At 65.6% G+C, this 23,580-nt stretch carries 17 protein-coding genes; 7 read left to right on the plus strand and 10 right to left on the minus strand.

Features of this window, described 5'->3' with window-relative positions; genetic code table 11:
* Nucleotides 1–2: 2 nt before the first annotated feature.
* From argE to PAN31108_RS01050, 4 genes are read right to left on the minus strand one after another with little or no spacing between them, the layout of a single operon-like run.
* On the minus strand, nt 3–1,166 hold the full coding sequence (gene argE, locus PAN31108_RS01035) for an acetylornithine deacetylase (RefSeq protein WP_150667046.1): 1,164 nt from the start codon (nt 1,164–1,166) through the stop codon (nt 3–5).
* Entirely contained in the window at nt 1,159–1,836 is a 678-nt protein-coding gene (locus tag PAN31108_RS01040; RefSeq protein ID WP_150667047.1) for a DUF1028 domain-containing protein, read from the minus strand. Before PAN31108_RS01040 ends, argE begins: the two co-directional genes overlap by 8 nt.
* Nucleotides 1,837–1,863: 27 nt before the next feature.
* Nucleotides 1,864–2,310, minus strand: coding sequence for a RidA family protein (locus tag PAN31108_RS01045; protein ID WP_150667048.1), 447 nt, complete (start codon nt 2,308–2,310; stop codon nt 1,864–1,866).
* 21 nt (nt 2,311–2,331) lie between these two features.
* Nucleotides 2,332–3,606, minus strand: a complete 1,275-nt coding sequence (locus PAN31108_RS01050) for a flavin-containing monooxygenase (RefSeq protein WP_150667049.1) — start codon at nt 3,604–3,606, stop codon at nt 2,332–2,334.
* A gap of 197 nt (nt 3,607–3,803) precedes the next feature.
* Here PAN31108_RS01050 and PAN31108_RS01055 point away from each other — a divergent pair, with 197 nt between their 5' ends.
* From PAN31108_RS01055 to PAN31108_RS01085, 7 genes are all read left to right on the plus strand, one after another.
* Nucleotides 3,804–4,733: a LysR family transcriptional regulator gene (locus PAN31108_RS01055; RefSeq protein ID WP_150667050.1), complete on the plus strand. Its 930-nt coding sequence runs from the start codon at nt 3,804–3,806 to the stop codon at nt 4,731–4,733.
* Between the two features lie 195 nt (nt 4,734–4,928).
* Entirely contained in the window at nt 4,929–6,077 is a 1,149-nt protein-coding gene (locus PAN31108_RS01060; protein WP_150667051.1) for an aromatic ring-hydroxylating oxygenase subunit alpha, read from the plus strand.
* A gap of 62 nt (nt 6,078–6,139) precedes the next feature.
* Entirely contained in the window at nt 6,140–7,342 is a 1,203-nt protein-coding gene (locus PAN31108_RS01065; protein WP_150667052.1) for an ABC transporter ATP-binding protein, read from the plus strand.
* A 1-nt stretch (nt 7,343) separates the two neighbouring features.
* Nucleotides 7,344–8,399, plus strand: a complete 1,056-nt coding sequence (locus tag PAN31108_RS01070; protein WP_150667053.1) for an ABC transporter substrate-binding protein — start codon at nt 7,344–7,346, stop codon at nt 8,397–8,399.
* Between the two features lie 46 nt (nt 8,400–8,445).
* Entirely contained in the window at nt 8,446–9,717 is a 1,272-nt protein-coding gene (locus PAN31108_RS01075) for an ABC transporter permease (protein WP_150667054.1), read from the plus strand.
* A gap of 37 nt (nt 9,718–9,754) precedes the next feature.
* Nucleotides 9,755–10,582 (plus strand): ABC transporter permease, encoded by an 828-nt coding sequence (locus PAN31108_RS01080; RefSeq protein WP_150667055.1) that lies wholly within the window; start codon nt 9,755–9,757, stop codon nt 10,580–10,582.
* A 154-nt stretch (nt 10,583–10,736) separates the two neighbouring features.
* Nucleotides 10,737–11,987 carry an NAD(P)/FAD-dependent oxidoreductase gene (locus PAN31108_RS01085; protein WP_174994791.1) on the plus strand — a complete coding sequence of 417 codons (1,251 nt, stop codon included), beginning with the start codon at nt 10,737–10,739 and terminating at the stop codon, nt 11,985–11,987.
* 98 nt (nt 11,988–12,085) lie between these two features.
* On the opposite strand, the gene PAN31108_RS01090 is transcribed toward PAN31108_RS01085, so the two are convergent.
* From PAN31108_RS01090 to PAN31108_RS01115, 6 genes are all read right to left on the minus strand, one after another.
* Nucleotides 12,086–13,021 (minus strand): universal stress protein, encoded by a 936-nt coding sequence (locus PAN31108_RS01090; RefSeq protein ID WP_174994792.1) that lies wholly within the window; start codon nt 13,019–13,021, stop codon nt 12,086–12,088.
* Between the two features lie 259 nt (nt 13,022–13,280).
* Entirely contained in the window at nt 13,281–14,279 is a 999-nt protein-coding gene (locus PAN31108_RS01095; protein WP_150667057.1) for an aldo/keto reductase, read from the minus strand.
* Between the two features lie 127 nt (nt 14,280–14,406).
* The gene (gene bcsG / locus PAN31108_RS01100) at nt 14,407–16,029 is read right to left on the minus strand and encodes a cellulose biosynthesis protein BcsG (RefSeq protein WP_150667058.1); all 1,623 of its coding nucleotides are present in this window, start codon (nt 16,027–16,029) and stop codon (nt 14,407–14,409) included.
* A gap of 116 nt (nt 16,030–16,145) precedes the next feature.
* On the minus strand, nt 16,146–18,803 hold the full coding sequence (gene bcsA / locus PAN31108_RS01105) for a UDP-forming cellulose synthase catalytic subunit (RefSeq protein WP_150667059.1): 2,658 nt from the start codon (nt 18,801–18,803) through the stop codon (nt 16,146–16,148).
* Nucleotides 18,800–19,594 (minus strand): cellulose synthase operon protein YhjQ/BcsQ, encoded by a 795-nt coding sequence (locus PAN31108_RS01110; RefSeq protein WP_150667060.1) that lies wholly within the window; start codon nt 19,592–19,594, stop codon nt 18,800–18,802. Before PAN31108_RS01110 ends, bcsA begins: the two co-directional genes overlap by 4 nt.
* 86 nt (nt 19,595–19,680) lie before the next feature.
* Nucleotides 19,681–23,580, minus strand: coding sequence for a cellulose synthase subunit BcsC-related outer membrane protein (locus PAN31108_RS01115; protein WP_150667061.1), 3,900 nt, complete (start codon nt 23,578–23,580; stop codon nt 19,681–19,683).

The following is a 23,580-nucleotide window of genomic DNA, read 5'->3' on the forward strand; positions in this document are numbered from 1 at the left end:
GCTCAACACGCGTTCTGAAGATAGTCCGCAAGGCGGCGCAGCATGGCGTCGCACTCGTCGAGTTGCCCGACGCTCACGAACTCGTCGGGCTTGTGCCCCTGATCCATGCTGCCGGGCCCGCATACGATGGTCGGAATTCCCACCTCGTTGAACAAACCGCCCTCCGTGCCGAAGGCGACGGTGCCGAACGCCTCGGAGCCGCTCAGCATGGCGAGCAGCCGTGCCGCGTCGCTATCGGGCGGCGTCGCCAGTCCCGGATACGCGGACAGCGGCAGCAGACGAATCCCCGTCTCCGGCTTGACGGCCCGCATCCTCGGCACGAGATCGGCTTCGGCGTAACGCTGTAGCTCGTCGGCTACCTCACTGGCGTCGAACCCCGGCAGTGCGCGCACTTCGAAGTCGAACTCGCATTCGGCCGGCACGATATTGAGGGCGCGTCCGCCTTTGATGACACCGGTCTGCACCGTCGAGTACGGCGGATCGAAGCGCACATCGTGATGCGCAGGATCGCTCAGCCGCTCACCGATCTCCTCGAGACGCCGGATCAGCCGCGCCGCATACTGGATGGCATTGACGCCATACGGCGCATAGGCCGAATGGCATGGCGCGCCCGTCACGCAGCACCGCATCGCCAGCTTGCCCTTATGGCCGAGCACGGGCTTGAGTTCGGTCGGCTCACCGATCAGGCAAAGCACCGGCTTGTTCGCTCGCTTCGCAAGCTCGGCGAGCATGGGCCGCACACCCAGACACCCGATTTCTTCGTCGTACGAGAACGCAAGATGCACCGGCATCCGTAAATCGCGGCTGACGAAATCCGGCACCGCCGCGAGCACGCAGGCGATGAATCCCTTCATGTCTGCGGTGCCGCGTCCGTACAACCGCCCGTCGCGCTCCATCAGGCGAAACGGCTCGACCGTCCACGGCTGCCCGTCGACGGGCACGACGTCCGTATGGCCGGAGAGCACCACGCCGCCCCGGTCCACGGGGCCGATGGTAGCGAAAAGACTCGCTTTGGTGCGCTCGTCGTTATGGAACAACTCGGTTTGCACGCCATGCTGCGCGAGGTAATCGCGGATGAACCCGATCAACGCGAGATTGGAATCCCGACTCACCGTCGGAAAACCGATCAACGTTTCCAGCAATGCCCGGCTAGAGACGTCATTCATCGCCCGGCACCCCATAGCTCGGCGCCGCGGTGGGATTCAGGGCGCGCGTCACGTAATCCTGCATTTGCGGCGCGTAGGCGCGCCAAAGCCCCGCCAGTTGACCGATAGGATCGTCTTCTGCCCAATCCACCCGGAGGTCGACGATGGGCCAGACCAGATCGCCCACGATCTTGAGCGCCGCCGAGTGCACCGGCCCGGCTTCGCCACCGGCGGCCATGGCGGCGTGCATGGCCGCGAGCAGACGGTCCGCCAGCGCGCCTGTCGTCTGCTCGAACGCCGGCACCATCGATTCGACGACCGCGAGGCTCGAAAGCATATTGCCCGCCGCGACACACTGCCGCCCGGCCGCGGCGTGATACGTGCCCAATGCCTGATGGCCGCTGAAGTGTGCGGTGCGTCCCTGCGCATCGACCACCGTCACTTGCCGGTATTCGCTCCACCGGCTCTCGGTCAGTGCGTCACGCAACGCGGTCTGAGGGTCTGTCCCGCCCTGGGCGAGGCGCTCCAGAATGTCGGGACCGAGGGCGGGCAGCGTCACGTTCTGCGTCGCCACTGCGCCGACGTTTGCCCGCAGCCACGGGCACCGCGCGCCCACGGCGATGCTCGACGAACTGATCGCAATGCCGAGTTGCCCGGTCTGCTCACAGCGTCCGACGATGGAAAAAGTCATATGCGCTCCTTGTGCGAGTCCGACGCGTCAGTCGTGCCGGCCGTCTCGCGGCGTCCAGCCTTCCGGAATCACCGCGATCACGTCGATTTCCATCAGCCACTCGGGTTGTCCGAGGGCGACCACCGTGAGCCCGGTGGAAATGGGAAACACGCCCTTGAGCCACTTGCCCACCTCGCGATACACGGGCTCGCGAAAGCGCACATCCGTGAGGTAGGTGGTGGTCTTGACCACGTGCGACAGGTCGCTGCCCGCTTCTTCGAGCAGTTGTTTGACGTTTTTCATCGCCTGCTCCGCCTGCGCACGCGGGTCGCCAAGGCCAACGAGGTTGCCCGCGAAGTCGGTGCCGATCTGGCCGCGCACGTAGACGGTGTTGCCTGCGCGCACCGCCTGACACAGGTCGTTGTCGAGCGACTGATTCGGATACGTGTCCTTCGTGTTGAACATCCGGATGCGGGTATGGGTGGGTTGGGTCATGGAAGCTCCTGGGATCGTGACTCAGTTCGTGCCATGCGTGGGCGTGTCGTAGTAAGCGAGATATTTGCGTTGCGTCGCGATGTGTTCCGCGATATGACGTGCGTCGTGCCACACGCCCCAGATGAAGGACGAACCACGACGTGACAGCCACGGCAAGCCGAGGAAGTACACGCCCGGCTCCTTCGATACGCCGCGCTGGTGCTTGGGTTTGCCGCTCTCGTCGAACGCATCGACTTGCAGCCATTGGAAGTCGTGCGCGTAGCCCGTCGCCCAGAGAATCGTTGTCACGCCGGCCGTCGCGAGATCGAGGTCGCGCAGCGGCGCGGTGAGGCATTCGGGATCGGGGGGAATGACGCGTGCCCCGGGCTCCTCGGGAAGCGCAAGGCCATTGCGCACCGCATACGCGTCGGCCGCGTCGAGCATGGACAGATAGTTCTCGTCGCCTCGCGCGATGTTAGCGGCCAGGTCTGGTGCGAAACGAACCACGCCGGCGTCGAACGATTGCGTGAGACCGGTGAGCGTCACCCCTTGATGGGCGAGCCGTCGGAAGTCGACGGTGTGGCCACCGCGCGCGCCGCTCACGGCAATCGTCACGTGAGCCTTGCCGGGTCGCATGACTTCGGCATCCCACTCGCCCAGCACGCCCAGCCACCAGCAGAAGTCGCGTCCGCGATACCCGCGCGGGGGACGGTCGTGCGGCCCCACCGACAAATAGACCTGCCGCCCGGCGCGCTGCAATTCGTCGGCGATCTGCACCCCCGACGACCCCGCACCCACGACCAGCACATTGCCCGGCGGCAGTTGTTCGGGATTGCGGTAATCGGCGGAGTGCAACTGGGTGAGACGGTCGTCCTTCGGCGCGATCGCGGGAATCACCGGGCGTTGAAACGGCCCGGTCGCCACCACCACGCGAAGCGCTTCGTACGAGCCTTCCGACGTCTCGACCGTGAAGCCGGGCCGGCCGGCGTTGCGCACGACTTTCGTCACCTCCACCCCCGTGCGGATCGGCGCTTCGATCTTGCGGGCGTATTCGACGAAGTAATCCGCGACCTGCGCTTTCGACGCGAACCCGTCCGGATCGACACCGGCAAAGGTCATTCCGGGAAAACGGTCGTGCCACGCGGGACCGTTGGCGACCAGCGAATCCCAGCGTCCGGTGCGCCAACGCTCGGCGATGCGCGCGCGCTCCAGCACCAGATGCGGCACGCCGAGCTTGCTCAGGTGCTCGCTCATCGCCACGCCGGCCTGACCGGCACCGACGACGAGCGTATCGATTGACGGGGTTTGCACTGTCATGGCTTGCGTCCTTCAGAAAGCAGAGAGTTGGCGAACGACCCGCGAGACGGGTCATTCGGGGCAATCTACGCGCGCCGGCAGCATCCGAAAAATACATTTAAAAAATGCAGAGCATCGGATTTGACTATGCAGGCTTTTTTTTCGGTTTCACAATGCCGTCGAGTCATGCCGTCTCATGAAGCCAAGGAGCGATGCCGATGGACAATCAGCCGCTGCGCTACTCGCTGCGCCAACTTCGCTATTTCGTCGTTACCGCCGAAGTGCTGTCGTTCACCGCCGCAGCCAAGCGCCTGCACATCTCGCAGCCCTCCATTTCCACCGCGCTCGCCGATCTCGAAGTGTCGTTCGGCGTGCAGTTGTTCATCCGGCATCACGCGAGCGGCCTGTCGCTCACGCAGGCGGGGCGCGATCTGCTCGGACAGGCGCGCAACCTGCTCAAGACGGCGGAAGAATTACAGATGGCGGCCAAAGAGATGGACGGCGGCATGACGGGCGCGATCGCGCTGGGTTGTCTGGCGTCGCTGGCGCCGCCGCTGATGCCCGGGCTCATCAGCCACTTCACGCAGGCGCACGCCGGCATTTCGTTTCGCACCGTCGAGGCCCATCAGGACGGCCTGCTGCGCGGGCTGCACGACGGCTCGCTCGACATCGTGCTGACCTACAGCCTCGACCTCAGCGAAGACATCGCCTTCACCCCGCTGCTGACGCTGCCGCCTTACGCGATACTGCCGCGCACGCACCGGCTCGCCCGCGCGCGCAAGGTCTCGCTCGCCGACTTGCAGGCCGAGCCTTACGTGATGCTCGATCTGCCGCATAGCCGCGAGTATTTCGCCGCACTGTTCGACGCAGTCGGCACCCGCCCGGTCCCGGCCTTCCGCTCTTCGCAACCGGAGGTCGTACGCGGCATGGTGGCGAACGGTCTGGGTTACAGCCTGCTGAATTTCCCACTCAAATCCACCCGCACGGTGGACGGCGAAGAGTTCGTCATCAAACGCTTCAAGGACAACGTCAACGCCCTCACGCTCGGCGTCGCCCAATCCCGCACGATGAAGCCGCGCCGGGTCGTAGAGCGCTTTTCGGCGTTCTGCGAGAACCACATCCGGCGGCTGCACCTCACCTCGCCATGACCTGCGCGCCCCCATGACGATCGTGCATCGGTGCTCGCAGCCGATCGCTGCTGCATAGGGAAAACCTTTGCTTTGTATCCGAAAACAATATTTTGGCTGGCAATTTGGCTTGATAGATTGATGTTCATGTTGAGTGCGGAACGCACGGGATAGCAGCAAGCCCCGTGGCGAACCGGCGGATGAACGGAGGGCTTCATGGCTGACCAGACAGGGACGATCGCAGGGCAAACGCTCATCGACGCACTGCGTACCGGTGGCGAACGCTCATTCGACGATGCACGGGCCATGCCGCCCGGCGTATACACGTCAGCCGAATTTCTCGCCTGCGAGCAGCGCGATATTTTCGCCAGGGAATGGCAATGCGTGGGACGTGCAAGCGCGCTTGCCGAACCCGGCGACTACCTCACGGCGCAGATCGGCGAGCAGCCCGTGGTGGTGGTGCGCGACGAGCAGATGCAACTCAAGGCGATGTCCAACGTGTGCCTGCACCGCATGTCGGTGCTGCTCGAAGGACGCGGCAACGTGCGTCGCATCGTCTGTCCCTATCACGCCTGGAATTACGGCCTCGACGGTCAGTTGAGGGGCGCGCCGATGATGGACGAGCAAGCGGGCTTCTGCAAGGAAAGCTACCGGTTGCCCGCGATTCGCTGCGAGCAGTGGCAAGGCTGGATCTACGTCACGCTCGACCCGCATGCCGTACCGGTCGGCCAGCAACTGCGCGAACTCACCCCGTTGATCGCGCCATACGGCATGACCGACTACGTCGAAACGTTTTATGAAGAGCACGTCTGGGATACGAACTGGAAGATTCTGGCCGAGAACTTCATGGAGAGTTACCACCTGCCGATGCTGCACCGCGCCACGGTAGGACCGCACTCCAAGCTCGAAGAGATGGAATGCCCGCCCGGGCATGCGGCGTTCAACTATCACTGGATCACCAAGGAAGCGAGCCTGCCGATCGGCAACGCGCATCCGCAGAACACGCGTCTCGAAGGGCACTGGCGCAAGACGACCGCGCTGCTTGCGATTTATCCGACGCATCTCGTCACCCTCACCCCGGGGTACTTCTGGTACCTCGTGCTCCAGCCGCAAGGTGTGGGGCGCGTGCACATCCGCTTCGGCGGCGGGCTCGCGCCCGAGTTCGTGTCGGATCCGCAAGCGAAGTCGTACATGGCGTCGCTCAAGACACTGCTCGACGAGGTCAACGCCGAAGACCGGCGCGGCGTGGAAGCCGTGTTTCGCGGCGTGCACGCCCCGCTGGCGAAGCCGGGGCATCTGAGCCGGCTGGAGCGGCCGAATTACGATTTCGCGCGCTATCTGGCCGCGAAGCTGGCGCGGCCCTGACGCTGAAGACCGCCACGGGTCGCGAACCAGGTACTGAACTCCGAAGACAGGACACCATCACGATGTCGAACCCCTCCTTCATTTCGTTCTCGGGCGTGAGCAAGTCGTATGACGGCGTGCATCACGTCGTCGACGACCTGAACCTCGATGTACGCCGCGGAGAGTTTCTGTCGCTGCTCGGGCCGTCGGGCTCGGGCAAGACGACCACGCTCATGATGCTCGCGGGTTTCGAGTCCCCCACGCACGGCGAAATCCGCCTCGACGGGCAACGCCTCGACGACAAGCCACCGCATCGGCGCGATATCGGCATGGTGTTCCAGAACTACGCGCTGTTTCCCCATCTCACGATCGCACAGAACGTCGCCTTCCCGCTGTCGGTGCGACGCGTCGGACGCGCCGAGCAGAATGCCCGCGTCAAGCGCGCCCTGGAGATGATCGAACTGTCGCATCTCGCCAACCGGCGTCCCGCGCAACTCTCCGGCGGTCAGCAACAGCGCGTGGCGCTGGCGCGCGCGCTGGTGTTCGAGCCGAGCGTGGTGCTGATGGACGAACCGCTGGGCGCGCTCGACAAGCGGCTGCGCGAGACGATGCAGTACGAAATCATGCGTCTGCATCGCGAACTGTCGCTGACCATCGTCTACGTGACCCACGATCAGGCCGAAGCGCTCACGATGTCGGATCGCGTCGCCGTATTCTCGGACGGACGCATTCAGCAGGCCGCGTCGCCGACCGAACTCTACGAAAACGCGCAGAACGCCTTCGTCGCCAACTTCGTCGGCGAGAACAACGGCCTGACCGGTCGTGTGGTCGGCGCCGGCGACGGCTGGGCCACGCTCGCGCTGGCCGACGGCAGCGTCATTCGCGGACGCTGCAACGCCGATGCCTCCGGCCTCGATGCGGGACTGCGCACAGGAGACGCCGCCATGCTTGCGCTGCGCCCCGAGCGCGCGCACATCCCCGGACCGGAGGGCGTGCATGCGCCCGGCGAACACAACGTCGTGCGGGCCCGCGTCGACGAACTCGTCTACTGCGGCGACCATCATCGCGTGCATCTCATGCTCGGCTCGCGCGACGCGATCGTCGTGAAAGTCCCGAACACGCAGCGCCATACCCTGCCGGGCACCGGCGACACCATCGACGTGGCGTGGCGTCACGACGACTGCAAGATTCTTGCCGCGAGCGCACCGCGCGCGACGCCGCCCCCGCTTTCTCCCGACGCACCTTCCCCTTCCCTGATCCTGACTGCACCTGCCGGAGCCAACTGATATGCGCACCTCTCTCAAATCGCACTGCGCCGCCCTCGCCGTGCTGGCCTTCGCCACCACGGCCTCGACGACGGCATTTGCCGCCGACACCCTCAATGTCGTGACCTTCGGCGGCGCCTTCGAGGCGGCGGCCAAGAAGGCATGGTTCGAGCCGTTCACGCAAGCCAGCGGCGTCACGTTCGCCACCGAATCCTATGACGGCGGTCTCGCCAAGCTCTCGGCCATGGAGCAGGCGAAAAATACGACGTGGGACCTGATCGACATGGAAACCAACGATGCGATCACGGCCTGCGACGAGGGGCTGCTCAGGAAGTTCGACAAGAAGACGCTCGGCAAGACCAGCGACTTCATCCCCGGCTCGATCAGCGAGTGCGCCGTCGCGAGCATGGTCTGGTCGACGATTTACGCCTTCGATACCAGTAAGCTCAAGACCGCCCCGACGACGCTCAACGACTTCTTCGACTTGCAGAAATTCCCCGGCAAGCGCGGGCTGCGCAAGTCGCCGAAGGTGACGATGGAATGGGCGCTGATCGCCGACGGCGTCGATCCGAAGGATGTCTACAAGGTGCTCGCCACGCCGGCCGGCGTTGACCGCGCGTTCAAGAAGCTCGACACCATCAAGAAGAGCATCGTCTGGTGGGAGTCCGGTGCGCAGGCGCCCCAGTTGCTCGCAGACGGCGCGGTCGTGATGGTGCAGGCCTACAACGGCCGTATCGACGACGCCGCGAAGAAAGACAAGAAGCCGTTCAAGTCCGTGTGGGACGCCCAGGTCTACGACTTCGAATGGTGGGGCGTGCCCGCCGGCGCCAAGCACGCCGATGCCGCTGCGAAGTTCATCGTCTCTCAGGCACAGCCGAAGGCGTCGGCCGATCTGTCGAAGTACATCGCCTACGCGCCGCCGCGCAAGGACGCCATCGCCTTCGTCGACAAGCAACGTCTGGCCGACATGCCGACCGCGCCGGAAAACTTCAAGCGCGCCGTGCAGATCAACGCGAACTTCTGGGCCGACAACGCCGACGCCATCAACAAGCGTTTTCAGGTGTGGCTCACGCAGTAATGCGTGCGACTTCTGACGTATCGGCCTACCGCACGAGATAACGCCCATGCCCGCATCGACTCACGCCACGCCCGCCGGTGCTCGCCCGAGCACCGGCGGCCCCGTCGCCCAGGATGCCCTCGCCGCCTATCGCCGGGTGCAACGGCGCGCGTCGATGCGGGCACTGCTGCTCGCCTTGCCGCTGATCGTATTTTTGCTCTCGACGTTCATCGCACCGATCGCCATGCTGCTCGCGCGCAGCGTGCAGAACCACGAGGTGAGCGAGGGCATGCCGCACCTGGCGCGTGCGCTCGATGCGTGGGACGGCAACGAGGTCCCCGGCGAGTCTGCCTTCGCAATGCTCGCCGCCGATCTGAAGCAGGCTCGCGAGACCGGACAACTCGGCACCATCGCACGACGCATGAACTTCGCTCAGTCCGAGTTTCGCAGCCTGCTCATGCGCACCGCACGCGCGCTCGGTCACGACGCGCCGCCCGCGTGGAAGCCCGCGCTGACCGAACTCGACGAGCGCTGGAATTCCCCCGAAACGTGGCGTTTGCTCAAACGCGCCGCGACGTCTCCCACGCCGGACTACCTGCTCGCCGGCATGGACATGCAGGTCACACCGCAAGGCGCCGTCGCGCCGGTGCCGCAGAACGCCTCGGTGTATCGCGAGGCGTTCACGCGCACCATTTCTATCAGCGCGACCGTGACCGTGCTGTGCCTCATCCTCGGTTATCCGGTTGCCTGGCTGCTCGCGACCCTGCCCGAGAAGCCATGCAACCGTCTGATGCTGTTCGTGATCGTGCCGTTCTGGACGTCCCTGCTCGTGCGCACGACGGCATGGTACGTCCTGCTGCAACCGGGCGGCGTGATCAACAGCTTGCTGTCCGCGCTCGGACTCACCTCGCATCCCGTCGCCCTGATCTTCAACCGCACCGGCGTGCTGATCGGCATGACGCACGTCCTGCTGCCTTACATGATTCTGGCGATCTACTCGGTGATGAAGAGCGTGTCGCCCGTCTATATGCGGGCCGCGAAGTCGCTCGGCGCGCATCCATTGACCGCCTTCGTGCGTGTCTACCTCCCGCAGACGCTGCCGGGCGTGGGCGCCGGATGTTTTCTCGTGTTCGTGCTGGCGCTGGGTTACTACATTACGCCTTCGCTGCTGGGCGGTGCGGGCGACGAAATGATCAGCCAGCTCATCGCCATGCAGACCAACACGCAACTCAACTGGGGGCTGGCCGGAGCGCTCTCGGCGTATCTGGTGATTTTTACGGCGGTGTTCTACTTCATCTTCAACCGCATTGTCGGCATCGACCGGCTGCGCTTCGGCTGAACCGCAGCGCATCGTGAGCCACCGAGGAGGCACGACCATGCAGGACAAACGCAATACGGTGTTGGCGGAGCGGGTGGCGTGGCGCTGGGTGCGTCTGCATACGGCCCTCACGCTGGGCTTTCTGATCGCGCCGATTCTCGCGATCATCCCGCTGTCGTTCAACGCCGGCTCGTATTTCTCGTATCCGATGACGGGCTTCTCGATGCGCTGGTATGCGCAGGCGCTCACGAGTCCGGACTGGCAGCGCGCCCTGCTCAACAGTCTCGGGATCGGCGCGGCCTCGACGCTGATCGCGACGTGCCTGGGAACGCTGGCCGCGCTCGGCCTGAGCCGGTCGCAGTTTCCGCTGCGCTCGGTCGTCATGCCGGTCATCATCTCACCGATGATCGTGCCGATCGTCGTGGTGGCTGCCGGCTTCTATCTGATCTTCGCGCCGCTCGGTCTGGTGAATTCTTATGCGGGGGTCGTACTGGCGCATGCCGCGCTGGGCACGCCGTTCGTCGTGATCACGGTCACGGCCTCGCTGCTGTCGTTCGATCAAAGCCTGCTGCGAGCCGCGTCGGGGCTCGGCGCCACGCCTTGGGTTACGTTCCGGCGCGTGACGCTGCCGCTGATCACCCCCGCCGTGGCGACGGGCAGCGTGTTCGCGTTCGCGACGTCGTTCGACGAGGTGATCGTGATCCTGTTCATCGGCGGACCGGATCAGAAGACCGTGCCGCGTCAGATGTGGAGCGGCATTCGCGATGCCATCGATCCGTCGATCCTCGCCGTCGCCACGATGCTCATCGTGTTCGCGGTGTTGCTGTTCGCCAGCATCAACTGGCTGCGCGCGCGTGCCGCCGCCGCCAGTCGGGCGCTGGGCTGAAGACGCGAATCCGTCGGCACCGCCTGAGCACCTCGGGCGGGCAACATACCCTCTGGCGGTATCCGGGACGCGCTCGGCGTGCCGATGCATTACACTGACGCCCAAATTCACCCGAATTCCTCCTGCGTCCTTCGCCTCCTTGGCACTTATCTCCATGTCCGAAGCCACCCCCACCACCCTCATCCTCGGCGCCGGTCAAGCCGGCGGTGAGACCGCGCTTGCCCTGCGTCAACTGGGCTACACCGGCCGCATCGTGCTCGCCGGCAGCGAGACCCATCTGCCGTATCGCCGCCCGCCGCTCTCCAAAGCGTTCCTCGCCGGTCAGGCCGATGAAGCGAGCTTGCTGATCCGCCCGGCAGACGGCTGGGAGAAAGCCGAGATCGAGGTGCGTCTCGGCGTCACTGCCACCGCCATCGACCGCGCCGCGCACACCGTGTCGTTCGACGATGGCCAGACGGTACATTACGACCATCTGGTGCTTGCGCTCGGTGGCCGCGTGCGTCCCCTGCCGATTCCCGGCGGCGACGCCCCCAATGTTTATTACCTGCGCAATATCGCCGACGCCCAGCGCCTGCGCGACGCGCTCGCTCCGGGCAAGCGCGTCGTCGTGGTCGGCGGCGGGTACATCGGCCTCGAAGTCGCGGCAAGCGCCGTGAAGGCCGGCGCGTCGGTGACGGTGCTCGAAGCCGCCCCGCGCCTGCTGGCGCGCGTGGCAGAGGCCGATCTGGCCGGATTCTTCGCCACGTTGCATCGCGAGAACGGTGTGGATGTGCAGGTCGGCGTCGGTGTCACGGCGCTGGAGCAGGACGCCGACGCCAAGGTGGTAGCCGTAATGGCCGGTGACAAGCGTCTGGAAGCGGACGTCGTGGTCGTCGGCATCGGCCTGATCCCGAACACGGAACTGGCGCAGGCGGCCGGGCTGGCCGTCGACAATGGCATCGTCGTGGACGAATTCGCCCGCACGAGCGACCCCGCGATTCTCGCCGTGGGCGACTGCGCGCACCACGCCCACCCGGCGCTGGGCCGTCGCATCCGTCTGGAGTCGGTGCCGAGCGCCAGCGAGATGGCCAAGGTCGCCGCGAGCGTGGTGCACGGCGACGCGCCGAAGGCCGTCGCGACCGCACCGTGGTTCTGGTCGGACCAGTTCAACGCCAAGTTGCAGATGGTCGGCATGACGGACGGCCACGATGCCGTCGTGGAGCGCCGTTTGCCCGACGCACAGGGCGCCGCGGTCTTCATGCTGTTCTACCTGCGCAACGGCGCAGTGGTGGCGGCAGCGAGCATCAACCGCGCGCAGGAGTTCATGGCCGCACGCGAGCTCGTCGGACGCCGCGCCATTGTGGACCCGGCGCGTCTGGCCGATGCCGCGACGCCGCTCAAGACACTGCTGGCCGAACTCGGCTGATCGGGGCCACGCTCGTCGCAGATACGCTCACACGCCTGAACGTCTGAACGCCTATACGCCTGTATGCCTGTTCAGGCGTGCGCTGCAAACCGCTGCCGTCAGGCGGAGGCTGCGTGCGCGGGCAGCAGCAAGACCGGACGGCCCGCATGCCGGGCCGTATCCTCCGCCACACTGCCCAGCGTGAAGCGTCGGAAACCGCGTCGGCCATGCGTGCCCAGCACGATCACGTCGACGTCCGCCTCCTTCCCCGCCGCGATGATCTGATCGGCCACGCCCTCGCCCACGGGCTGAATCTCCCTCATCTCGATCTCACAGGGCACTTCCGCCTCACGCAGGCGCTTTTCGGCCCAGTCACGCACCTGCTCGGCCACCGCGCGCACCGCATCGAGCAACGGCTCCGGATCGAACCCCGCGATGAACGGCCCCGGCAAATCGATCACATGCACCACACGCAGGGAGGCGCCATGGGTGCGTGCGAGCGTCAGGGCGTATTCGAACGCGAGGCGCGACGTCTCGCTGTCGTCGAGCGCGACGAGAATCCGCTCGTAGTGCCCGCCGGAGCGTAGCGGCAGATGCGGCCGGGCTTCGCCCGCCACGAGCATCACCGGCACCTCCGCGCTGCGCAGGATCTGTTCGGCGACGCTGCCCAGCATCGCCCGGCGCACCCCGCTGCGTCCGTGGGTCCCCACGATGATGATGTCCGCGCCCCACTCGATGGCCTCGCGGGTCATTGCCTCGGGAACCGTCTCCCCGGTCGTGCGCAGATCGAGCAGATGCGCCTGCGCATCGAACCCTTCCTCGCGCAGATACAGCACTGCGCGCGCTAAATGTTCTTCGCCTTCGCGCTGCATATCGCGCCGCACCTGTTCAAGATCGATGAGCTTGCCGAATGCCGCCGTCAGCAGATTGACGGGGTCTTCCACGGTATGAATGACGCGGATCGCGTCGCCGTTGCGTGCAAAGGCGGCAGCCTCGCGCAACGCACGGCGGGACGACTCGCTACCATCGGTCGCCAGCAATATGCGTTTTGTCATGAGCAGCCTCGCGTTGGGAGTCGAAAGGAATGCCATGCGCGCGGTTCATCCGTCCGATGTTGCGCCGGATATGCCGCCGGATCAACGCCGCACGACGCTTCTACTATACCGCCCGATCGAGCGCGAAGGCCACCCCGGCGGTCATCGTCTGCGCCGCACGACGATGACTCGGCGACCTCACCGTGATGCGACGCAAAAACGCCACAGGCCCGCAACGACGGGCCTGTGGCGTGAAACTTGCTGCGATGGCGCCGATCGCTTACCGCGCGGTGTCGCCCCAACGATAGGCATGCGAGGCGTCGTCGAGCTTCGCCTTGAGTTCCGGCGGGAGGACGTAATCGATGGTGCCGAGCGTCTCGGTGAGTTGCTCGACGCGGCTCGCGCCGATGATCGCCGACGTCACGACGGGATTCGCCAGCACCCACGCCAGCGACAGGCGGGTCAGCGACTCGCCGGCGTCCGCGGCAATGCCCTTGAGCGTCTCGATGGTCTCGAACTCGCGCTCATGCCAGTAACGCTGCTGGTACATCGGGCCTGCCTTGCCGACGGTCGCGGCCGTAAAACGACCCTCGGTCGGGGCGGCGTCATGACGGTACTTACCCGTGAGCAGCCCCCCGGCGAGCGGGTTGTAAGGAATCACGGCCAGCCCTTCTTCGCTCGCCAACGGCAACAGTTCGCGCTCGATCTGGCGGAACAGCAGGTTGTAGCGCGGCTGCACCGACACGAAGCGCGCCACGCGCAGCACGTCGGCGCGGCCCAGCGCGCGGGCGAGGCGATACGCAAGGTAGTTCGACACACCGACGTAGCGGGCCTTGCCGGACCTCACGATGACATCGAGCGCTTCGAGCGTCTCGTCGATGGGCGTATCCACGTCGTCAGAGTGGAGTTGATACAGATCGACGTAATCGGTGCCGAGGCGCGAGAGCGACGCGTCGATGGCGCTCAGCAAATGTTTGCGCGACGCGCCCTTGTCCCACGGCGACGGCCCCATCTGACCGCAGGCCTTGGTCGCTACGATGAACTCGTCGCGACGGCCCTTCAGCCAGCGCCCGACGATTTCCTCGGTGCGGCCGACGAGCGAGGTGTCGGCGCCCAGCGGATAGACATCGGCGAGATCGATGAAGTTGACGCCCGCGTCCGCCGTGCGGTCGAGGATCGCGTGGCTCGCGGCTTCTTCGGTTTGCAGCCCGAACGTCATGGTGCCGAGGCACAGGCGGGAAACAGACAGGCCGGTGCGGCCGAATTTCGTGTATTGCACGGTAACTCCCGAAGTTTTCGAAGGCAGAAACTGCGCTGCCCGCGCTCGCGGGCAAGGTGCACAGTATGCGCGATTCCGGAAAAACGCGTGCGACGGCGCCGCACCCGCTCGGAAACGCGTCACGCGCCTATTCGAGCGACTTCAGGTCGAGCCAGACACCGTCGACCCCGCGAATCAGAATCTTGCCGCCGTATTTCATCACGGTCGTCTGCTCGTTGGCCGATACGAAGGCCGTCTGCGGCAAGTCGTTCGCGTACTGCGCCAGATCCGGCGTCCCGGCGAACGGATTGTTGGCGATGAGATGCGAGATGAGCGTCGTCATCGCCAGATAGCTCGTCGGCGTGGAAATCGTCACCGGCGCACCATGCGACGCCGTTGCGCCATCGCCGAACCCGACGAGCTTGACCGCCACGGGGACGCGCGTGATTTCAGGCAGCGGAATCTCGCGCATGCCCGAGATCTGCAACTTGCTGCCGCGCAGTGCCGCCCCATGCTCCGGCACGAACACCACGACGGCCTTACGGCCCGACTTGGCGATGGTGTCGATGAACTGGCCGAAGTCGTCGAACATCGTCTTCGCCCGCAGCGGATAGCTCTGCACGCTCGTGAGCTTCGAGCCTTCCAGCCGGTTGCCGTCGTGCAGCGAGATGGTGTTGTAGTACAGCGCCACGCGCTTGTCGGGCATGGCCGTGCGCTGCTTCCACCACGCTTGCAACACGTCTGCGTCGGACCGGATCGGCGTTTCGTCGAACGCCCGCATGGCCACACGAGCGCGCGTGTTGTCGAAAGGTGTCACGCCCGGCACGTTGAAGTTCTGTTGCACTTCCTGCATGAAGTTGTCGAAGTGACCGTCGTGGTTCATCGCCAGCGACGGCGTGAAACCGAGGGTCTTCAGGTCGCTCATGATGTAGCACTGCGGCCCCGCTGCGTCGTACAGCGCCTTGTGTTCGGGCTGGCCGCAACCGGCGCGCAGCACGCGAATCGCCGCCGGGCCGCTATAGCTGGCCGCCGAGTTGAAATTCTTGAAGATAAAGTCGAACTTCGAGAGCAACGGCAGATTCTCGAGGTTATCGACGTCGAGATCGTCCTGTGCCAGCGAGCAGACATGCAGGAAGACGATGTCGAAGTCAGGGCCTGCGCCTGCTTGCGCCGGGAACGAGACCGAGCGGGTCAACTCGCGCGCATAAAAGCTGTTGAGCGCGGCGTTCGGATTCGCGCCGGGCGGCACCTCGCCGTCACCGCTCACGAACTCGTTGCTGCCGGCTGCCGTCGCACCACTCCCAGCCGCCTGCGCCGTGGTGTCGCCTTGCGCCGCCACCACCGGCGAGACCGAGACGAGCGTGCCGACACGGAGCACGCCCGGCACGATGAGGAGCGCGAGCAGCACGAACGTCGTGACGCGTACCCAGCGGTTCACGATCCAGTACGCCAGCACCATGATCGCGAGCAACAGCCAGTCGCGCGCGGACACGAAACGGCCGAGCAACTCGAGGATGTACGAGGCGCGGAATTGCAGGAGCGCGGGCAACTGTTCGATGAAGCGCGCGAACGGCGGCAGATTCGAGTCGTAATAGAGAAGCGCCACGCCTAGCGGAATGGCGATCGCCTGCCGTGCGATGCGGGCCCAGCGCGGGCGCAACCGCACCACGAGAAACAGTGCGAAGAGGAAATTAGGCAGCACGTGAAAGCCGATGATGCCCGCCCACAGCAGCAACAGCTTCAGAATGAAATAGAGGTTCCAGATGCCCATCGTATGGTTCCCTTGGGTCGCCGCGTCGTGTGCGGCGCACGTTCTGCCGATGTCTCGTTGTCTCGCCCGGTGCGGCAGGCCTTGCGGCCGGCGCTCACCGGGTCCACCGTGTCGTTTTACGTATGCCGCGCGCCGCGCAGGCGGTTCTGCCAACGTGCGACCAGCTTGCCCAGCAGGTAATTGGCAAGCACCTGATAGCCGCGCAGGCCCATTGCCAGCATGTCGAACAGCGCCCTGATCGGCTCGTCGCGCGTGCGTTCCGCATCCCAATCGCGCCAGGCGTCTGCGCGCCCGAACGTGAACTGCACGAGATGCTTGTCCTGCTCGGCCGTGAGCGGCATGAACGCCAGGAACAAATCGTGTCCGCGCGCGCCGACCACGCTTACCGGAAAACCGTACTCGGTCGCGCCGCGCGAGAGCGCCACGTGCGCTTCCGTGCCGACCGCCGGGTCGATCGCGACCGGCAGCGCCAGCGCCAGCCCGCCGCCGGAGAAGTCACGCGTATGGCACGCCATGGTGCGCCCGTCCGGCAAATACAATGTCGCGGGCATGCGCATCGACACGCGGTGCGTACGACGCACCTGTTTGACTTCCGTCGCCACGGCCACCGCCGCGCCCAGCACGGCGAGGTTGAACATCACCCACAGCAGGTTGAAGATCAGCGCCCCCGACTCGTGGGCAGGTCCGTAGAAATAGCGGGCAATGCCGGCGAGGAAGCCCGCCACGTTGAAGCCGAGCAGTACCAGATACGGCTTCGAGATGCTCCAGTCGAAGAAGCTCTGCTCGATCAGACCGCCCTTGGCCGTCACGTTGAATTTGCCGTAGCGCGGGTTGATGAACGCCACGGTCGTCGGTAACGCGACATACCACGCCAGCACGGCTTCATAGACATCCGACCAGAACGAATGGCGGTACTTGCCCTGAATGCGCGAGTTCGCAATGTTCGCATGCGCGATGTGCGGCAACACGTAAGCGCAGATGCTCAACGCCGCTGCCTGCACGATGTGCAGCCCGAAGAACAGATAGCAGATGGGCGCGAGCAGGAAGATAATGCGCGGAATGCCATAGAAGAAGTGCAGCATGCCGTTCGCGTAACAGATACGCTGACCGAGCTTCAGGCCGCGCCCGAACAGCGGATTGTCGACGCGGAAGATCTGCGCCATGCCCCGTGCCCAGCGAATGCGCTGCCCCACGTGGCCCGAGAGCGACTCCGTGGCGAGGCCTGCGGCCTGCACCACCTTCAGGTACACCGTATTCCAGCCGCGACGGTGCATCTTGAGCGCCGTATGCGCGTCCTCGGTCACGGTCTCGACGGCCACGCCGCCAACCTCGTCGAGCGCGGTGCGACGCAACACCGCGCACGAGCCGCAGAAGAACGAGGCGTTCCAGAAGTCGTTGCCGTCCTGCACGATCCCGTAAAACAGACGCCCTTCGTTCGGCACCGCGCCGCGCGTGGCGAGATTGCGCTCGAACGGGTCATCGGAGAAGAAGTGATGCGGCGTCTGCACGAGCGAGCAGCGTTCGTCCTTCAGGAACGAGCCCATCGTCGTTTGCAGGAACGAGCGCACGGGGATGTGATCGCAGTCGAAGATCGCGATGAACTCGCCCTTCGTCTTGCTCAGCGCGTGATTGATGTTGCCTGCTTTCGCATGCCGGTTGTCGGAGCGCGTCATGTAGTGCACACCTGCAGCGGCCGCGAAATCGCGCATTTCTTCGCGACGCCCGTCGTCGAGCAGATAGATGTTGAGCTTGTCCGGCGGCCAGTCGATCCCGCACGCGGCATACACCGTCGGGCGCACCACATCCAGCCCTTCGTTGTAGGTCGGAATGTAGACGTCGACACTCGGCCACAGGCTCGTGTCCCGCGGCAGCGGCGTAATGCGGCGATGCAGCGGCCAGATCGTCTGGATATAGCCGAACAGCAGGATCATCCACGTGTACATCTCGGCCGCCACGAGGGTGTAGCCGACGGTGGCTTCGGCCAGGGTATCGAACGCGAGCGACTGCGTGAGACGCCACCACACGTAGCGGATCGTCGACGTGAGCGACAGGCCGATGAGCACCAGCACCGAGTATTGGCTGTCCAGCCGCCGGAACACGAGCGCGAGCGTCAGCGTGCAGATCGAGAACAGGAGTTGCGAGAAGGGATCGAATGGCGTCGTCACGATCCAGAACACGCCGATCAGGCCCAGCACCGCGACGACACTCGACGTCAAGCGCCACCGCATTACCTTCTCCAGCTTCTTGTCGAACTTGTGCGCGAGTTCGGCAGGCGTATCCGGAGGAATGCCGAAGAGCGTCTGCACCAGCCACAGCCGCAGCCGTTCGTTACCCGAGCGGAACGCGAGCCACGCGCTATACGGCGGGAACGGCGGGCGTTTGTCGGCGCGCCGCCAGAACATCGCACCGATCATGCGCCGGAAACTGGCGTCGGGGGGCACGTCGAGCCGCTGCATGACCCGCTCGTTGACCCAGGCAAGCGCACGTCCCGGGTAGTCGGGACGACCGGCGCGCGCGGGCTGAAACACGATGCGCAGCCACCAGTCGCGCCATTCGTCGAGTTGACGAACGTCGAGCCGCATCGCCAGCCGCGCGACGAAATGGTCGGCCGCCTGCGAGATCCACAACCGATGTCGCGGTGAGCGTACGGTCGCAGCGAGCAGCCATTGCACGACGCCCGGCGCACGACCGTCCGGACGATTCGGCACGACGAGACGCACCGCGAGAATGTCGCGTCCGAGCCGGTAAAGAGAGCCGAGTGCGTCGCCGATCATGTACCTGCGCCTCCGTGCCCGCCGCGAGCGGCTTTCGCGCCAGCCGGAACATCCTCCGCCGCCGTCGCACGCGCCAGCCACGCTTCGAGGTGGATGAAGTCGAGGGCCGCCTGAGAGCCGTCGCCGGCCCTCGCGAGCGATCCGCCGTTGGCTGCCGCCTTGCCCACGGCGTCATCGCGATGAATGCGCAACGGCACGACGGCATCGCCGCCACGCGCCTGAATCAGATGCAGCAGATCGTTGTTCAGCGGTGAATTCGACGCCGCCAGATTCGCCACCATTTGCACGCGATTCCGACACGCCGCCATCAGATCGGGTTGCGTGACGTAACCGGTCGTCGTCACCGGGACCACCCCGAGCACGAGATCGGCGGCTGTGGCGGCGGCCTGCGCAATGACATCCGGCAAACGTTGCGTATCGATGAACACGCGCGTGCCTGCGGGCCATCCGAGCGAGTCGAGTTGACGCCGCAGGCCGCCCGCGTCACCGCGCAACCATTCGCCGATGGCGCTCAGACTGTGCGCATCGGTGTGTCCTGCGGGCAGCAGCGGCACGCCCTCGGGCGTGTCGCGCACCAGGCTGCGCCAGCCGTCCGGGGCGACGCCCGGCGACAGCACGCCGGTCGTGCACGTCTCGCGCAAGCCGAGTAGCGCCCCGATGCTGTTCTGCGCGTCGAGTTCGAGCACGGCGACCGGGTGGCCTCCATGCGCCAGTTGCGCCGCAAGATGCGCGGTCACGGTGCTTCGGCCGGCACCGCCGGCACTGGAGACGATCGCGATGAGCGTCAGCATGCCCCCTCCCCGGCTGCGTGAATCAGCAGGCCTCGCAGGGCGATGACGAGAGTTGTGAGTTCGGTGTCGACGCGAGCACGCATGGGTCAATAACTCCAGATCGGGCGTACCGGCGACGGTGGCATCGGTACGTCACCGCGACGGGCGTCGAAGTGATAACGCATATAGAGAAGGAAGCGATTCGGCGCGTAGTAATCGGAACGCTCGAACTGCATCTGGCCGCCGATCACCCAATGGCGATTGACCCAGTACTCGGCGCGGCCCATCACCGAGAAACCGACGCCGAAGCCGCCGCCCGAGCCATAAGTCAGGTCGCCGCTCGCGGCCTGCAACGCGCCATTGGTCGGGAAGTACGGCATCGACTTTTCCTGACTCTGCGAGAACGACACCGAGCCGCGCAGGTAATACGACCAGCGCTGCGTGCGGCCATACCATTCCAGCGGCAATGTGAGCGACACGTAGGTCTGCGGGCTGTAGTAGCCGCCATGGCCGTACGTGTAATAACGCTCGTTCTGCGCGAAGCTGTCGAAGAACAGCGTGACGCCGGTGTTCATGCGCATGTCGCGCTTGTAGATCAGGGGCAGATCGACGCCCGCGCGAGCCGAGATTTCCGAGTTATTCAGCACGTTCTCGCCGGTCAGGCGCGCCACGCTCGCCTCGCCGAAGATGCCCCACTTCGGGAAGTCGCGCGACGCATGGAACGTGATCGCGTCGCGCCGTACCCCACCCCACTTTCCGTCGCCGAACACCTCCGGCAGCGGCAGGTAGGCCCCTGCGTAAGACACCATGCTGCCGGTCATCGGACGGCGCGATGCGTCGACCCAATAGTTGTAGCGCCCCAGATTGCCGAACAGACGCACCCCGCCGGTCACGTAGGAGATCGGAAAACCGATCGGCGTGTGTCCGATATCGGCGCGGATCCAGTCGTTCTCGTACCCCAGCATGAGCGCCTGACCGTGCGCCTTCTGACGCTTGCTGCCGTAGTCGCGCAGCAGGCCGGGATTGGCGGCGCGAAAAGCGTCCACATTGAGCAGCGGCAGCGTGCCGAACTGCGATGTGCCGTTAAGCGGCAAATCGCCCGAGTCGGCGCTGACATAATCCGTCTGCGCGAACACGTGACCGTCGTAGCCCACGGCGTATTGCCCGTAGAGCGGCACCGCGCGCGCGTTGAACATCGAAATGCCGCCGTCGCCCTTCTTTTCGTCGATTTCGTAACCGGCCGCCACGTAGCTGTTGCGACGCGATTCCAGCGAATCGATGGCCGACTCGGCGGACGTCATGCCGTCGTAGCCCGGCAATGCGCCCTGCACGATTTCCTGATTGCGCGCCTGGTCGTACCAGTCCTTCGCCTCGTGGTAACGACGCTGCGACTGCGCGATACGCCCGCGCTGCATGGTGACGGCCGACGTATCGGGAAACTGCGCGCGCAGCCGGTCGTTGAGCGCGATAGCTTCGTCGTAGCGCTCCATCGCGGTCAGCCGACGCACGGCGGCCAGTTGCGTCCACACATCATCGGGGGGTGCCTCGGCCAACGCGCGGTCGAGTTCGCGGTTGGCCGCCTCGTCGTCTTGCAACTCGTACAGCACCCGCACGAGGGACAGACGCGCATCCTGATTCGTCGGATCCTGCCGGATCTGGTCTTCGGCGATCTTGCGGGCGTCGTCGTAACGACGTTCGTCGAAATAGATGTCGCCCAGCGTCGACAGTGCACGCTTGTCCGGCGGCTGACGCGAGAGCAGCGGTTCGAGCTTTTCCTGCGCCGTACGGAAGTCGCCCAGCGAACGCGCCCTGTCCGCCTGTCGCAACGCCAGACGATCCTGAAGGTCCTGCCATTCGTCGCGCTGGTCGGCGCCGAGGGTAGCCGGATCCATGCTCGCGAGGAAGGTGCCGAGTTCGGCATCGCGCTCGGCCGTGTTGAGCAGTTCGGCGTAGCGAAGCTGGGCATCCGGCTGCGGCTTGTCGGCATGCGCAGCGAGCCAGGCGCGCATGAGCGCAAGCCCCTGATCCGGTTGTCCCGCCGCCACACGCGCACGCGCGACTTCGCCGATCAGCTCCGGGTCGTCTCCCGCCATACCCAGGGCTTCGCGATACCGGCGCTCGCTGTCGTCGTCGTTGCCCGCGGCATGCGCTTCACGCGCCAGGCGCGCCGTGTCGCGAATCGCCAGCGTTGTGCGCATGCGCGCAATCGACGGCGTGACGTTCGCCGCCGGGATCTGCGCGAGCGATTCGCGTGCGCCCGCTTCGTCGTCGATCACGTTGAGGTAGATGGCCTGCGCATAGAGCATTTGCGCGCGGTCGTCCGGTTCGAGCGGCTGGCGCATGCCCTCGGCCATGACTTCACGGCCGATCTGCGGCAAACGAAGTTTGCGGTACAGGCTCGCGAGCGAATAGCGCGTCCACGCGTTACCGGGATCGAGCGCGACGGCGCGCTCCAACGCGGCCAATGCCGGGCCGTTGTGGCCTTCGGCAATGGCGCGATCGGCGTCGTCCGACAATGCGGCGGCTTCCGCCTTGTCGAAGCGCGCCTTGTCCTGCGGGAAACGTCGACGCAGATCGCCCAGCAGATTCGCCAGTTCCGTGCGACGCTGCTGGCGCGAGTACAACGTGATCATGCCGCGCAATGCAGTGTCGTTGTCCGGTTCGATCTTCAGCGCCTGGGTAAAGAGCGTTTCGGCATCGCGCTCGCGCTTGTCGTCGAGCGCGATGTCACCGAGCAGCGCCAGCCCGTCGGGGTTGTTCGGGTCGCTCGCCAGCGCGCCGCGCACCAGCCGGTCGGCGTCGGCCAGACGGCCAGCGTCGCGCGCGTCGCGCGCTTCGGCCATCGCGCCCCAGAACTGCGACGTCTTGAGCAGGCTGCGCCATTTGCCGGCGTTGCCCGGATCCTTTCGCAAGGCTTGGGCGAACAGCGCCTGCGCGCCCTTGTGATCGCCCTGACGCATCTTCACGAGCCCCAGCGAGCCGAGCAGTTCGCCATCGTTGGGACGCTTGACACGTGCGGCGTCGAGGGACTGCTCGGCGTCGTTCAGACGTCCCTGATCCAACGCCCTGATGCCCGCCTGCCGCGCCTTGTAGGCGGGGTCGTTGAGCATGCGCGTGCGCGCCGCCTGCTGCGCGCTCAGCTTGTCGTAGGCCGCGCGGATATCGGCGTCGTTCGGCGCAAGCGCCAGATAGCGCTGATACAGCGGCAACCACGCAAGGTTGCCGTCCGCCCTGGAGAGCCCTTTCTGCCATAGCGGCAGCAATGCGTTGAGATCGGCGTTCGGACGCGCCGCCAAGTCCGCCACCATGCGTGTGCCCGCCAGACGGCTCGACGGTCGGTCGATCATCAGCTCGGCCAGCGACTGCGATGCACGCGAATCCTCAGGCGATAGCTTCGACAGGTTCGCCAGCCCCTGCTGCGCGGCGGGCCAGCCGTTGGTCGCGTTTGCCTGCGCGCGGTAATACTCCACGCCGAGATCGCCGGTGGGCGGTCCGTCCGGGAACAGCGCCTGATATTCCGCAAACGCGGCGTCGGCCTGCCCGCTGCGTTGGAGCAAACGGGCGCGGGCGATGCGGGATTTGTCGACGGTATTGACGCGGATCACATCCGCCAGCGCTTTGGTCGCGGGCGAGTTCGGATAGCGCGCGCGCAGGGTCTGCAACGCCTTGTTTGCCTGCGCTGGTTTGTTCTCTTCGATGTCGATCTGGCCGAGCAGTGAGAGCACGTCCGGTTGGTCCGGCTGCACGAGCAACGCCTTTTCGAGCGCAGCACGCGCCAGATCGTTACGGTGCCGCGCTCGCCAGAGCGTTGCGCTGGCGAGCAGCGTGCCGACGTCGCGATTCGCGGCCACGGCATCGGGTTTCGTCGTTGCTTTCGCCGCATTGGCCGCATTGGCCGCATTGGCCGCATTGGCCGCGCTGGGCGGATTGGCCGGGGATGGTGCAGCGGATGGCGCCGGCGCCGCACGCACGTGCCCGCCGCCGGCTGCCATCAGCAGGCATGTCAT

The sequence above is a fragment of the Pandoraea anhela genome, assembly GCF_902459655.1.
GTDB lineage: Bacteria > Pseudomonadota > Gammaproteobacteria > Burkholderiales > Burkholderiaceae > Pandoraea > Pandoraea anhela.

Coding starts and splice junctions, on each gene's coding strand:
- PAN31108_RS01085 (WP_174994791.1), top strand. CDS start 10,737: ATGTCCGAAGCCACCCCCACCACCCTCATCCTCGGCGCCGGTCAAGCC.
- bcsG (WP_150667058.1), bottom strand. CDS start 16,029: ATGGGCATCTGGAACCTCTATTTCATTCTGAAGCTGTTGCTGCTGTGG.
- PAN31108_RS01075 (WP_150667054.1), top strand. CDS start 8,446: ATGCCCGCATCGACTCACGCCACGCCCGCCGGTGCTCGCCCGAGCACC.
- PAN31108_RS01080 (WP_150667055.1), top strand. CDS start 9,755: ATGCAGGACAAACGCAATACGGTGTTGGCGGAGCGGGTGGCGTGGCGC.
- PAN31108_RS01070 (WP_150667053.1), top strand. CDS start 7,344: ATGCGCACCTCTCTCAAATCGCACTGCGCCGCCCTCGCCGTGCTGGCC.
- PAN31108_RS01065 (WP_150667052.1), top strand. CDS start 6,140: ATGTCGAACCCCTCCTTCATTTCGTTCTCGGGCGTGAGCAAGTCGTAT.
- PAN31108_RS01040 (WP_150667047.1), bottom strand. CDS start 1,836: ATGACTTTTTCCATCGTCGGACGCTGTGAGCAGACCGGGCAACTCGGC.
- bcsA (WP_150667059.1), bottom strand. CDS start 18,803: ATGATCGGCGACGCACTCGGCTCTCTTTACCGGCTCGGACGCGACATT.
- argE (WP_150667046.1), bottom strand. CDS start 1,166: ATGAATGACGTCTCTAGCCGGGCATTGCTGGAAACGTTGATCGGTTTT.
- PAN31108_RS01090 (WP_174994792.1), bottom strand. CDS start 13,021: ATGACAAAACGCATATTGCTGGCGACCGATGGTAGCGAGTCGTCCCGC.
- PAN31108_RS01050 (WP_150667049.1), bottom strand. CDS start 3,606: ATGACAGTGCAAACCCCGTCAATCGATACGCTCGTCGTCGGTGCCGGT.
- PAN31108_RS01055 (WP_150667050.1), top strand. CDS start 3,804: ATGGACAATCAGCCGCTGCGCTACTCGCTGCGCCAACTTCGCTATTTC.
- PAN31108_RS01045 (WP_150667048.1), bottom strand. CDS start 2,310: ATGACCCAACCCACCCATACCCGCATCCGGATGTTCAACACGAAGGAC.
- PAN31108_RS01060 (WP_150667051.1), top strand. CDS start 4,929: ATGGCTGACCAGACAGGGACGATCGCAGGGCAAACGCTCATCGACGCA.
- PAN31108_RS01110 (WP_150667060.1), bottom strand. CDS start 19,594: ATGCTGACGCTCATCGCGATCGTCTCCAGTGCCGGCGGTGCCGGCCGA.
- PAN31108_RS01115 (WP_150667061.1), bottom strand. CDS start 23,580: ATGACATGCCTGCTGATGGCAGCCGGCGGCGGGCACGTGCGTGCGGCG.